Here is a 13,242-nt window from a genome sequence, read left to right as displayed (position 1 = left end):
AAAATGGACAATGAATATTGAATAATGCAGTATGCTTAACCACCAGCCTGGTTCTCATTTAACATTGTTCATTTTTCATTATCCATTCGCTTGTCGATAATAACAGCCAGCAGGATCACAAATCCCTTCACGACCTGCTGCCAGAACGGGGATACGTTGAGAAGAACCAGCCCGTTGTTCAGGACGCCAATAATGATGGCACCCTGCACCGTACCTAAAATGCTACCCCGTCCGCCCGACAGCGAGGTACCGCCAATAACCACAGCCGCAATGGAATCCAGTTCGTAGCTGGTACCGGCGTTAGGCTGGGCCGAATCCAGTCGGGAGGTAACGAGTAAGCCGCCAACGGCCGCCAGTCCACCGGCTATACTGTAAACCGCGATTTTGATTTTGTTGATGTTCACTCCCGACAATCGGGCCGCGCTTTCGCTGCCGCCAATGGCGTAGATATAGCGTCCAAGGCGGGTTTTATTCGTGATCAATACCGCAATGGCGACGATGATGCCTGACAGCCAAACGGGCAAAGGAATGCCTAAAAACCAGCCCGTTCCTAAAAAGGTAAACGAATCGCCGAGGCCGGTAATTGGAAAACCTTCTGTCCAGAGCATGGTTAGTCCGCGGGCGATGGTCAGCATGGCGAGCGTCGCTACGAAAGGCGGTAGTTTGAACCGTGTGATGGCCCAGCCGTTGAACCAGCCCAAGCCAGAACCCGTAACCAAACCCGCCAGTGTAGCCCCTAATAGCGTAAAGCCAATGTACAGGTTCTGAGATGGCAACTGAATACCGTTTCGAAGTAAACCCGCCGTGATGGCTCCCGAAAGTGCCAGAACAGAGCCAACCGATAAGTCGATGCCCGCCGTTAGTACCACGAGCGTCATGCCCGTTGAGATACAGATGTTCACCGAAATCTGCCGCAGGACGTTCCAGAAATTGGCCACCGTCAGGAATTTATCGGACATCAGGCTGATGCCCAGACATAGAATGAACAGGGCAATCAGTGACTGGAATTTGGTTAAAACAGGCCGGTAGGAATTTAAGGTTGCTTGCATGCTGGTTATAGGTTTACGGTATTCAGTTTATGGTATTTGGTTTACTGTATTCGGCATTCAGCTTACGGTATTAGACTGCATCGCGCATCATAAACCGAATACCATAGACCGTAAACTGTATACCATAAACTATTTAGGAATAGCGGCTTTGAGAATCGAGTCTTCCGTTGCATCCTGAATCGCCATTTCGGCGGTTAAGCTTCCTTCGCACAAGACCAGGATACGATCAGAAATCGCCAGAATTTCGGGCAGTTCGGAGGAAACGACCAGGATTCCCATACCGGCATCGGCCAATTGCAAAATGAGTTTATAGATTTCGTTCTTGGCGTTCACATCGATGCCCCGCGTGGGTTCGTCTAGCATCAACAGCTTGGGGTTCGTGGCCAGCCATTTCGACAACACGATTTTCTGCTGATTACCACCACTCAGATTTTTAGCCGTTTGCTTCTCCGAAGGGGTCTTGATCCGCAAATCAGCAATGTATTTCTTCGCCAGTGTCGATTCTTTTTTCTGGCTCAGGAAACCCGCCTGTTCAATGATCGACAGGGATGTTAGGCTAATATTAGTCTGTACATCCAGGCCTAATACCAGGCCATCTTTCTTGCGATCTTCCGGAACCAGCGCCATACCTGCCCGAATCGCATCAATGGGTGCCTTAAACTGAACCTGCTGACTGTCAACATGAACCGTACCACTCGAACGCTTTGGGTGGAGGCCAAACAGGGTTTCTAATAATTCCGTCCGTCCTGCTCCCATAAGCCCAAAAATCCCAACAATCTCTCCCCGGCCAACCGTAAAGGATATGTTTTTCAATTGATTATCCTGCGTCCGAATGGCATGTTTCAGGCACACATTTTCGACCGAAAGCATCGGTTTGTGTACCCGGCCCGTCGACTGACGGCGGATGCTGGTAACATCACGACCCACCATTTTACGAATCAGCGTATCGTGATCGATGCCCTGCATACTACCTGATTCGATGGACTTCCCATCCCGCAAAACGACGTAGCGATCGGCAATCGTGAACAGCTCATCCAACTTATGCGAGATGTACACAATGGCCTTATTCTCATTTCGTAAACTGGTGATAATGCTGAACAAAACCGCCACTTCACTTTCGCTAATGGCCGACGTAGGTTCGTCCATGATAATCACCTCCGACTCAACGAGTAACGCTTTAGCAATCTCAACGACCTGCTGCTGACCCACTTTTAGTTCAACAACTAGTGTATCGGGATCAATGTCCAGCTTAAGTTTCTCGAGAAGCTCCCGCGTTTTCAGGCGCATTGCTTTCCGGTCGAGGGTGCCCCAGCGCGTGGTGAGTTCGCGGCCCAGAAAGACGTTTTCGGTAATGCTCAGGTAAAGAATCAGATTCAGTTCCTGATGGATGATCGCAATTCCGCAAGCCTGTGCGTCCCGAATCGTATCGAACCGAACGGGTTGACCTTTGAACACGATTTGTCCTTCATAATCAGGATACACGCCCGACAGAATTTTCATCAGCGTCGACTTCCCGGCCCCGTTTTCGCCAATCACAGCGGTCACCTGACCCGCCAGAAACTCCAGGCAGACCTGATCGAGGGCCGTTACGCCCGTAAATCGTTTCGTGATATTTTCTGCTACTAACATGGTTGGGGTTTATCGTGGTGTCGGGTTCTCAAACCCGACATTTTCGCGTCAGCAATCGTGTCGGGTTTGAGAACCCGACACCACCACAACACTACAGGGTTACAGAAATAGGAATTACCTCAATATCATCCAGATGCAGGTGCTCTCTATTCAGTTCGATGGCACCGACAAACTTCACTGTGCTTCCTACGTTCGCACTGGCTTTGAATGGCGGTACCACCTTCTTGCGAATGATGCTGTTGAGTTCGGCGGATACGTTGTTGAGATCCATCGTGTTATCGAACTCGGTAATCTTGATCAAGCCCGATGCATCGCGGACGGCGTTGCCAAAAATGTACTCGGTAGCCAGTCTTATCGTTTCGCCAGAAGGTAACGCAAGTGTTACATCGTTATCGCCAATGGCGGTTAGTTTGCCCTCTCCTTTCACCAGGAAATAGCGAATATTACCGATGCCTAATGCGTGCGAATAGGTATCAATTGCTTTCTCTTTGTCGGTCTTCAGGAGCGTTAGAAGCGTACTAAAATCGGTTGCGGTTGACGTAGCTGGCAGTAGTTTCGACGTCCAGAATGTCTGCGCATAGGCGGCCGGATCAAATTTTGAAGTCGAGTTTGAGCCAGCCTTTACTTCATCCAGTTTTTTGAAATAAACGGAGTTATAGGCCACAACACCCAACAAAACTAGTAGCACCGCGTATTTGAGGCTATTTTTCGGCATGGTCTTTATAGCTTTTTGGGGATGCTGTAATCCTTTATATTTTCCTGATCGACCAATTCGACAGCCACGGGTATCTTTTTGGCGAAGTCCCGCTTGCCTTTGATGTACTCGTCGGCATACTGAGCGGCAGTTTTGGCCATCGTTTGGGGGGATTGCAAACCTGTCGCCTTAATCTTGCCATCCCGGATGGAGTTCATCACATCATCGGCCCCATCGAAACCAAACACACCGACCTCTTTCGCCTTTCCGGCAGCCACCAGCGCTTGATAAGCGCCCATCGCCATCGCATCGTTTCCGCAAAAAACTGCGTTGACATCGGGGTGCGCCTGTAGAATAGATTCGAGCACTTCCATGGCCTTATTCCGATCGAAATCAGCGCTTTGCTGAGCCACCATCTTAAAGTTAGGATACTGATCAACTACACTATGAAAACCCTTCGAGCGGTTCCAGGTGTTGTTGTCGCCCACCAGCCCCAGAATTTCAACGTAGTTGATGGGTGCGTCTTTGGCTTTCGCCCGCAACGTTTGGGCAAAGTATTTTCCGATAGCCACACAGCCGGAATAGTTGTCGGACAAAATCTGGCAGGTAGCGGCCTGGGGCGAATTGACTTCCCGGTCCATACAAAACACCGGTATACCCGCGTCTTTTGCCTTCATGGCATTTACGATGGAGCCATCGGAGTCTGTCGGGTTGAGCAGAATAGCACTGAATCCTGATACGATGGCGTTCTCGAAATGGTCGCTTTCCAGGGCCGTGTTGTTCTGCGAGTCGAAGATTTTGGTTTCGTACCCCAAGGCCTTCGCCTGAGCCGCTGCCGTTTCGGCCAGCACCACAAACCAGGGATTATTGAGCGTAGACACAATTACGGCCACTTTCTTCGGTTGGTCAGAAGTGGATTTAGTTGTACAGCTTCCGGCCAGGAGGAGGGCCAAGAGCCATAGGAAAATGAATCGCGGACTGTTCATGGGGTTTAGGCTATTTTTATCGTGGTGTCGGGTTCTTAAACGACGCAATGGCTGGCGCAAAAAGTCGGGTTTAAGAACCCGACACCACGACCTCACGGAAATACCGTTACAATCACCCGCTGATAACGAGTCAATGCTGGTGTTCCTGTATCGGTCACGGCTAGAATGACATGAAGCGTTTCGGGTTTGGTAACCTTCGGTGCTGTGATAAAGGCGTTCATTTTCTGTTTATCCTGTACCTCAAGTATACGGTTGCTTTCGAACGAGCCCGGCTCCCGGTAATAGATCCAGTCATAGGTTAAGGTATTGCCATCTGGATCGGTCGATCCATTGGCACTCAGCATGACTTTTTCGCCACTCTTGGCTCGCAATTCGTTAGCGTGTCCAAGCTTCGCAATGGGCGGGTGATTGGCTTCTTTATACGGTTTGACAGACCAGTCGATGCGGGCGGCAAAATCGTTTTGGTAGGCTTTGCGCCAACGCCAGATCGTGGCTTTATTACTGGTATGCCAGGCGCTGTCTGCCCCCATCACTTCATCTTCCGCATCTGACCAGAACGGACGGGTTTCGGGCTCGTAAAACCACTTGCGGGTTCGGGGGGTATAAAATTCATAGCGACCACCCCAACTTCCATAATTCGGATGTTCGGGATCACTTAACCCGTTGTTAATCAACCCTAAAAAACTAGGCGTATCGCCCTCCATCAGGAATTTTGTGAAGGGGTGTTCGGCACCCAGCGGGCCATGATTTTTACGGATATGCTCATCTAACCAGGGATTATCGACGATACTAAAATCGCCACCCCGAAACCGGCCGTGAAAGTTATCGCCACTGATTCCGCTCCAGGTGGCATAATGATACGCACCACCCGCATGCCTGCCGGGACTGGCGATGTAAAACAGATTCGGGAAGGTTTTGCGGAGCCAGGGGCCCGAATCGTCCTGATCCGAAATGGTGTATACGCGAAGCTTGGCTACAAATTGATCAACCTCATTGGGCGTGCGGGTCTGGCGTACTTTCCAGAGCGCCTGCGCGAGGCAGTTAGCCCCACCCCAAACCGGAATCCAGACCGGCCGATTGTCTTTCTTATCGACTACCGAAATAATCCATTCCGACCCTTCGGAATCGTTACCCGGCCCGACGGCTTCCATACCGTACTTGGGAATCGACGGCTTGATAACGCTCAGCAGATAAGCGGTTTCAGGATAGCCCTTCTCGTGAAGCAATAAGTTTGTTCTTACTTTCCCGTAAGCCGTTACAATCTGCTTTATTTTATTCGGTGCAACCCGATTCGGCTGGTGAACCGAGGTCGTTGCAATCAATCCTTCTACATCCCATTGATTCGAATACGTCAGAAAACGCACCATCGACTGGGCGTCATCCGGTTCGTTTTCGATATCCGTTAATACTAGAACCCGGAGTTTTTGAGCGGGTTGCTGGGCATGGCTGGATATGAATGGTAACGCTATAAGGAGAAAAGGAAGTAGGGTTTTCATGGGTTTAGGATAAAGGTTTAGAAGCTTGCCTTAACCCCTAAATCCCCTAAAGGGGACTTGGCTCACTCTTAAACAAAGTCCCCTTTAGGGGATTTAGGGGTTAATCTACTTATCTATCAACGTCAGCGCTTCTTTCGCAATACCACTCTCCGACAAACCGTAGTGGTTAAAAATCTCTACCTGCGAGCCTGTAACCGTGAATTCGTCAGGAATACCCATGATCTTGAAGCGATTACGAAACCCATTCATCATCAGAAATGACGCACAAGCCTCGCCAAGTCCACCAAACACACTATGTTCTTCGGCCGTCAGAATCGGGCACCCTTTTGCCGCTACAGCAGCCAGTAACTCATAGTCCAGTGGTTTGATCGTGTGCATGCTAATCACCGTTGCCCGGATGCCATGCAGGGCTTCTAACTGACGGGCCGCCTGCAGCGCGGGATAAACCGTTTCACCCGTTGCTACCAGTATCAAATCATCGCCTTCATTTACGATGCGCCCTTTACCAAACTCAAAATGCCGATTCTCTTCTGATAATAGCGGCATCGCTTTCTTCCCGAACCGGATGTAGATTGGATGCTCCGTTTCGGCAGCTAGGCGAATGGCCTGTTCGGTTTCGAAATTATCGGCGGGGGCTACAATGATTAGGTTGTGAACGGCCCGGAGAGCAGCAAAATCGTGCAGGCTGTGGTGAGTCGACCCTAATGCGCCGTAGCTCACGCCCGCACTAATGCCGATGAGTTTCACCGGATTATCGGAATAAGCCACATCAGTCTTGATTTGCTCAAACGACCGCGCCGTCAGGAAACAGGCGGGCGATACAGCAAACACTTTCTTACCCGTCGACGCCAGTCCAGCCGCTACGCCCACCAGATTCTGTTCGGCAATACCGATTTCAATGATCTGAGCTGGGTATTTCTGTCCAAACGGCACGAGTTTGCCCGATCCACGCGAATCGCTGGTGACGGCCAGAATCTGTTTATCGCTATCCGCTAATTCCTGAAGCGTAGTGGAAAAGACATCCAGGTTAGCCCGCGCAACGTCAGGCTGGCTCTTTTTATCGACTACTGTACTTACTTCTCCCATGGTTGAATTGTCAATAGATTGTCATTCATAGTCATTGGTGGTCATTTGCTGCGCGTCATGGGTGGCCATTCATGGTCATTTTTTGTCATTGGGTGCCGAGATACAGATGACAGCTTATTGACCACCCATGACGCGCAGCAACTGACTATTACTGACCACTCATCAGTTCCAGTTTGGCAAAAAAATCATTAAACATCAGGTTCGTATCCAGGAATGTATACACCCGAATAGGTCTTCCTGCGTGGTTGTGGGCGTAGATTCCGGCCGGATTGATGCGCGGAGCCTGCCGAACCACGTACTGACTCGACGAAGGGTCTGGCTCAAACGACGACTGGAGGGCCGTAAGCAACACCAGCGGGCTATCGCCCAGAATATAGGTTTCGCCAATATTGATAAATCGTTGAATCCGTGCCATCAACGTCTCCAGGGTTCCGCTCAGGTAAGCGCCAATCTGGCCCCGTGGCTTCACTTTTGTCAGCAGTTGGGCGTATGACAGCAGGCATTGCCGGTACACGTTTCGGGGTATTTGCCACAACGGCAGGGCAGACCGGTTGAAGACCGCCCGAGCAGCCGCCTGGTCGATGTTCAGGTTGTACTCAACCTCCGAATAACCCGGTGGAGGCAGGGACAAATCACTATATTCAGGGCCACCAATCCAGATGAGAGTCAGTTTGCTAGCAATCTGCGGATTGGTCAGCGCAGCCGATGCAATTTCAGTTAGTCCGGCCCCGCAAACCACGTACAGGGGTGTTTTCGTATCGGTACGTAAGGCTTCCTGAATGATGAAATTGACGGCTTCGTTTTTTACGGGCGTACTGTCATCCACCATCGCGGTATTTGAGCCCGCAAAGACCGGAATAGTTTTGGTCACATTCATCGTTTGTAACACCTCCCGCGCCTTTTTGGCGGCATTATCGGCCTGTGTTTTCGAAGGGTCAAACCCATCACGAGCATTTAAATGCGAGCCGATAATAGCCCGAATCTCTACCGAGGGCGACATCAGTAAATGCGCCAGTTGGAACAAACCGTCGGGGTCTCCACTGAAATCGTTGTCCACGATGACGCGCATTCGGGGTTCCACAGCCGCCAGGCCCTTCGGTTGGCCGAGGGAAGCGAATGAGGTTATCAGGCTAAGGATCAGACTCAGACCAAAGCTCCACAGTCGAAAATTCATTGTTTCTACTTTTTTCATTGATTTTTTATTCACCGCACCAGCGGCCTGGCTAATCACTCATTCACTCATTCATTCACTCAATTCAGCCAGTGCCTGTTCGTACTGCTCGTTGTTAGGCACGCCGTGGTGCCATTTCAGTTGGTTTTCCATGTAGCTTACGCCCTTGCCTTTTACGGTGTTGGCAATGATCAGGCTAGGCTTTCCCGGCTCGAAGGGCAGCGCATCAAAGGCGTCGGTCAAGGCCTGAAAATCGTGCCCATCCACTTGTCGAACCGACCAGCCAAAGGCTTCGAATTTCTTGTCGAGGGGATCGGTGCTGCACACATCGGCTGTTGGTCCCGAAATCTGTAGGGTATTCTTATCGACGATGGCGCAGAGGTTATCGAGCTTATAGTGAGACGCTAACAAAGCGGCTTCCCAATTGGAACCTTCGGGCAGTTCGCCATCGCCCAGGAGCGTGAATACGCGATATGCCAGTCCATCCAGCTTTGCCGATATAGCCGTTCCGACGCTTAATGGCATCCCATGACCGAGCGAACCCGTATTCTGCTCAACACCAGCTACTTTCTTAGTCGGGTGGCCGATGTAGTGTGATTTGTATTTGCACAGGGTTTCCAGATCCGATTCCGGGAAAAAGCCTTTGTCGGCCAGCACCACATAGAGTGCTTCGACTGTGTGGCCTTTGCTCTGAATATACCGGTCGCGGGTGGGCGATTGGGCTGTTTCGGGACTGACATTCAAAACGTTATTATACAGCACATTCAGAATGTCGATACAGGACAGGCTACCGCCCGTATGCCCGGCGTTTGCCCCAACAATGTATTTGAGAATATTCCGGCGATACTGCACCGATTTTTTGGCTAATTCATTGACCGTCATAGCTATTAATTTTAGATTCTATTGATCCTGTGGATTCTATTGATTTTGATGAGCCGCCTGCTATGCCACCCGCGGCTGTAGTTATCAAGTTTATCATCAACAGAAACTATAGAATCAACAGAATCATACTATTACTTAGGAGATACCTGGACAATGACTCGTTTATAGCGCGTCAGAGCTGGCGTACCTTTATCTGTCACTTTCAGAATAAAATGAATGGTCTGGGGGCTATCCACCTCGGGGGCCACAACCGTGTGGAGATTGGCCAGGTTAGGCTGAAATGGGGCAAACCGAATGACGCCCTTGTAAGTACCAGCCTCCAGATACTGGAACCAGTAATAACTCAGCGCGTCGCCATCAGGATCGGAGCTGCCATCGGCATTCAGCCCGAAAATATCCCCCGATTTTACCTTCAGAACATCCGGGTGATTCAGCTTAGGAACCGGCGGGTGGTTAGCGCCCTTATAGTCCTTAACCATCCAGTCCATGCGAGCCGCGAAATCGTTCTGGAACTCTTCCCGCCAACGCCATAGCGTTACCTGTGTGCTGGTATACTTGGCCGTATCGGCCACTACAGACCTCCCCCATCGGGACAATTTCATTGGCGAATAGGTATCCTCGGCATTAGTCCAGATGGGGCGGGCTTCGGTACCAGATACCGGGCCGGTTACAAGTTCTCCTCCCTGCGTACGCATGGGTCGACTCGGTTGCTGCGGTTCTGGTTTGGGCGTATATAACTCGTAACGACCACCCCAGCCGCCGAAATTTGGATGCTCAGGATCATTTAGTCCATTGGGAATCAGGCCCAAAAAGGCTGGCGTATCACCTTCCATCCCATAGGCCACATCGGGGTATTCAGCCCCCAACGGCCCATGTCCCTGCTGAATATGCTGGGCAAGCCAGTCGTTACTGGTTACTTCATTATTGGCCCCTGGCATAAAACCAGTAATACCGATCCAGGTAGCATTTCGGTAATTTCCGCCGGGACTGACAATAAAAAAGACATCAGGAAAGTTTTTGCGAATCCAGGGGCCGGAATCATCCTGATCGGAGATGGTATAGACGCGTAACTTTTTATAGAGTTGAGACGCCTGCGGTGCCGATTTCGTTTTCTGGATTTTCCACAGTGCCTGAGCCAGGCAGTTGGGACCGCCCCAAACGGGTACCCACAAGGGTCGGTTGTCCGGCTTTTCCAGCGCCTGGATAATCCATTCCGATCCTTCCGAGTCTTTCCCCTCACCAACGCCCTCCATGCCATAGGTGGCTAAGCCTTTTTTGACTTTCTTCTTTAGCTCCGCAGCCGGTGGGAAATCTATCGCATGCTTTAATAAGTTCGGCTGAACCTTGTTGTAGGCATCCAACAGCCTGTGAATGGTTTCGGGCGCTACCCGATGTCGTTGGTGAGTCGAAGTCGTGGCAATCAGTCCCTCAATATCAAATTCGTTGGCATAGGCCAGAAAACGCACAAGCGACTGCGCATCATCCACATCGGCCTCTATATCAGTAAGCACCAGCACACGTGCTTTCGAGCTTGGCTGTGCCACCAAAACGGCAGGCAAACTCATCAATACCCAGATCAATACGAAACTATTCAGGAGACATTTCATACGAATCATCTATGGTTTTGGCTTTACTAATCCCTGCTGATTCAGCCAGTCGCCGAAGCGTTCAATCCAGGTATCAGTGGGTATATTCTGTTTATTCATGCCGAAGCCATGCCCACCTTTCATATACATATGCATTTCGACCGGGCGCTTGGCAGCCAGCCATTTACTGTACAGATCAACACTATGAGGAGCCAGATTTAGCTGATCGTCGGATGCGCAGACAAGAAACATCGGCGGTGCATCGGGCAGCACCTCGCTCTGGAGCGCAGCGGGCATATACGCATAAACCGGTGCGACAAAGTCAGGTCGATTGGCGGCTGCGTAGTTAAAGGCCGACGAAGCCGTTACCGTACCACCCGCCGAAAACCCGATAATACCAATCCGATCCGGGGCTACGTTAAACTCAGCAGCGTGTTTCCGAACATAAGCAATGGCCGCTTTCCCATCGGCAATAACCAACGGGATGGTGGCTTTATTCTCGGTCTCCCATTCAGCCTTACGTGGGCCGTTTAGGCTCGCCATCATATCGGCAAACGGATCGTCGGTGTTAATATGAGCCGTGCGGTATTTCAGGACAAAGGCTGTAACCCCTTTTTTAGCCAGCCATTTCGCCACGTCATTTCCCTCATTATCAATGGCTAAGAAATGAAACCCGCCACCAGGGCAAATAATCACCGAAGTTCCATTCGCAACCGATGGGTCTGCCGGAAAAACCGTGATTGTTGGGTTGACGACGTTGTAAATCGTCATCAGGTTGATGGCGTTTTTGTTGTTCTTTTTTTCTTCCCAATTCCATTTTTCAGAACCGGGTGCCGGGCCATCGTAAATCCGAATTTCTTTTTGCTGTGCCTGGGCGATGCCCGACAACAGGACTAAAAAGATGAGGGCTTTTTTCATGGATGGTTTGTTTTTGATAGTATTAAAAACTACCTAAAATTGGATATCTGTTCGCTTGCCTCACCCCTAAATCCCCTAAAGGGGACTTTGTCTAAGTGCTAGCCAAGTCCCCTTTAGGGGATTTAGGGGTGAATTAATGTGAGTAAACTTCCCAGCCCATGTAGTTCTCCATTGCTTCTTTCAGAATACCCGCGGTTTTCGAGGCATTCATCACCACATGGTGCTCGAAGCCATTCCGGCAAACGTATTGCATCAGTCCCTGAAGATTATCGATCTGAGCAACAGCCCGGTTACCGAAGGTATTCAGGGCATCGTCGGTCAACGCGCCTTCGCCCACGTAGGCTTTTATGATACCTTTGGGATCGTCGGTGCTGATGCGCCCGAAGGTAAGTGGAGATGCTGGCGTACGACCGGCTAATGCGCCATACGTATTCTCTTCACCCACCGAAGTTCCCAAAATCGGAGCCGTGCTGATTTCAATATCGGGTAAGAACGATTTCGCCCAGTTGCCGCAGTGGAACAGAACGCACTTGTTTTCATCGTCGGCGTAGTTGTTATTCCAGTCGACCAGTGCACTTGGCGAACCCGATGCCAGTTGCATGGCGTACATACTCAGTGTACCCGTTACATCCACTTCGCAGGCGCTGGGGAGCATGTTCTCACTCATGATGCTCATGCTCGTGCAGACGTTACAGCCGTAATTTTGCTGAAGCGATGTCCAGCACTGGATAGCCGTAGCGTCCAGTGAATGCTCAGCCATAAAGTCGTTGAGAACCACGTCTAGCTTGGCAATCTGAACGAGCTTATCATCCGGTGTCCGACCCGTTGGTGTATACGCCTTGATGGCATCCAGCCGGTCTTTTACCGATTGATCGGCTGCGGTCAGTTTATTGGCATTGCCCAGAATTTGCGACAGGTCGACGGTAACAACCGAAATACCGTTTCGCTGGAGGATTTTCTCACTGTAACGAACCGTATTGAACCCACCCGGACGAGCCCCGATTGCCCCAATCCGAACGTTCCGCAAGCCTTTTACAACGCGGCAGGTTGCCATGAAGTTGAGCAGATCGGTATGGAAGCTCGGGTCTGACGGATGCACCACATGCTTGGTGGTCAGCGAGTATTTAATGCCAAACTGATAGAAGTTATTGCAAACCGAGATTTTGCCACACCACGCATCCCGCCGACGAGCTACATCCAGTCGATTCAAATCATCGGGATAGGCCTGAACAAGAACTGGTACATCCAGACGAGCCCATTTCAGCGTTTCGGCAATCCCTTTTTCATCTCCGAAGTTGGGTAGAACGACCAGAATGCCCATAATCTCATCGGCATGTTTCCGGAACAGTTCAGCGCATTTCTGGGCTTCCTGAAACGTTTCAACACCGCCGAGCTTGGTTGTCGATTCATCGAGCATAATGGGTTTAACACCCGCTTTCTGAAAGGCTTCCAGCAGATCGGCTCGGCACTCGCCAACTAATTTATCGGGAAAGAAGTCCCGGTTACCAATAATAACGCCTAGGGTGATGGGGGTACTTGGCTTTACGCTCATGGTTTAGAAGATCGCTATACGTCAATTCAATAGCTAGCTGAACAGAAGCTCATCTGGCTAGCCAGACAAAGGTAAAAACAATATATAGAAAACAAAAGAAAGAAAAAGTAAATACGTAACGTTCATCCATTCCCTGTAAACGCTGAACTTTCGGAAAATTGACCAGATTTTATCGGGCAAATGTGGTACAAAT

General features: G+C 50.4%; 11 protein-coding genes. All 11 read right to left on the bottom strand.

Annotated features, from left to right (window positions below; all coding sequences use genetic code 11):
- Positions 1–68: 68 nt before the first annotated feature.
- The 11 genes from ACYVGO_RS34415 to ACYVGO_RS34365 all read right to left on the bottom strand — a co-directional run bounded on the left by ACYVGO_RS34415 (position 69) and on the right by ACYVGO_RS34365 (position 13,049).
- Complete coding sequence (locus ACYVGO_RS34415) at positions 69–1,049, bottom strand: ABC transporter permease (RefSeq protein ID WP_460973260.1); 981 nt, start codon at positions 1,047–1,049, stop codon at positions 69–71.
- Between the two features lie 129 nt (positions 1,050–1,178).
- Positions 1,179–2,678, bottom strand: coding sequence for a sugar ABC transporter ATP-binding protein (locus ACYVGO_RS34410; RefSeq protein ID WP_460973259.1), 1,500 nt, complete (start codon positions 2,676–2,678; stop codon positions 1,179–1,181).
- Positions 2,679–2,769: 91 nt separating this feature from the next.
- Positions 2,770–3,393 carry a DUF2291 domain-containing protein gene (locus tag ACYVGO_RS34405; protein WP_460973258.1) on the bottom strand — a complete coding sequence of 208 codons (624 nt, stop codon included), beginning with the start codon at positions 3,391–3,393 and terminating at the stop codon, positions 2,770–2,772.
- A gap of 5 nt (positions 3,394–3,398) precedes the next feature.
- Entirely contained in the window at positions 3,399–4,358 is a 960-nt protein-coding gene (locus ACYVGO_RS34400) for a substrate-binding domain-containing protein (RefSeq protein ID WP_460973257.1), read from the bottom strand.
- 92 nt (positions 4,359–4,450) lie between these two features.
- Positions 4,451–5,854: a DUF1593 domain-containing protein gene (locus tag ACYVGO_RS34395; protein ID WP_460973256.1), complete on the bottom strand. Its 1,404-nt coding sequence runs from the start codon at positions 5,852–5,854 to the stop codon at positions 4,451–4,453.
- Positions 5,855–5,959: 105 nt separating this feature from the next.
- A complete protein-coding gene (locus tag ACYVGO_RS34390) occupies positions 5,960–6,940 on the bottom strand; it encodes a transketolase family protein (protein WP_460973255.1) in 981 nt (326 codons plus the stop codon).
- Between the two features lie 148 nt (positions 6,941–7,088).
- Complete coding sequence (locus tag ACYVGO_RS34385) at positions 7,089–8,132, bottom strand: nucleoside hydrolase (protein ID WP_460973254.1); 1,044 nt, start codon at positions 8,130–8,132, stop codon at positions 7,089–7,091.
- A 51-nt stretch (positions 8,133–8,183) separates the two neighbouring features.
- On the bottom strand, positions 8,184–8,993 hold the full coding sequence (locus ACYVGO_RS34380) for a transketolase (protein ID WP_460973253.1): 810 nt from the start codon (positions 8,991–8,993) through the stop codon (positions 8,184–8,186).
- A 131-nt stretch (positions 8,994–9,124) separates the two neighbouring features.
- A complete protein-coding gene (locus ACYVGO_RS34375; protein ID WP_460973252.1) occupies positions 9,125–10,600 on the bottom strand; it encodes a DUF1593 domain-containing protein in 1,476 nt (491 codons plus the stop codon).
- A gap of 9 nt (positions 10,601–10,609) precedes the next feature.
- Positions 10,610–11,497 (bottom strand): alpha/beta hydrolase, encoded by an 888-nt coding sequence (locus tag ACYVGO_RS34370; protein WP_460973251.1) that lies wholly within the window; start codon positions 11,495–11,497, stop codon positions 10,610–10,612.
- 133 nt (positions 11,498–11,630) lie between these two features.
- The gene (locus ACYVGO_RS34365; protein WP_460973250.1) at positions 11,631–13,049 is read right to left on the bottom strand and encodes an L-fucose/L-arabinose isomerase family protein; all 1,419 of its coding nucleotides are present in this window, start codon (positions 13,047–13,049) and stop codon (positions 11,631–11,633) included.
- Positions 13,050–13,242: the final 193 nt, after the last annotated feature.

The organism is Spirosoma migulaei, assembly GCF_054776855.1.
Note: the sequence above shows the minus strand (reverse complement) of the source record. Positions and strands in the feature narration are given on the sequence as shown.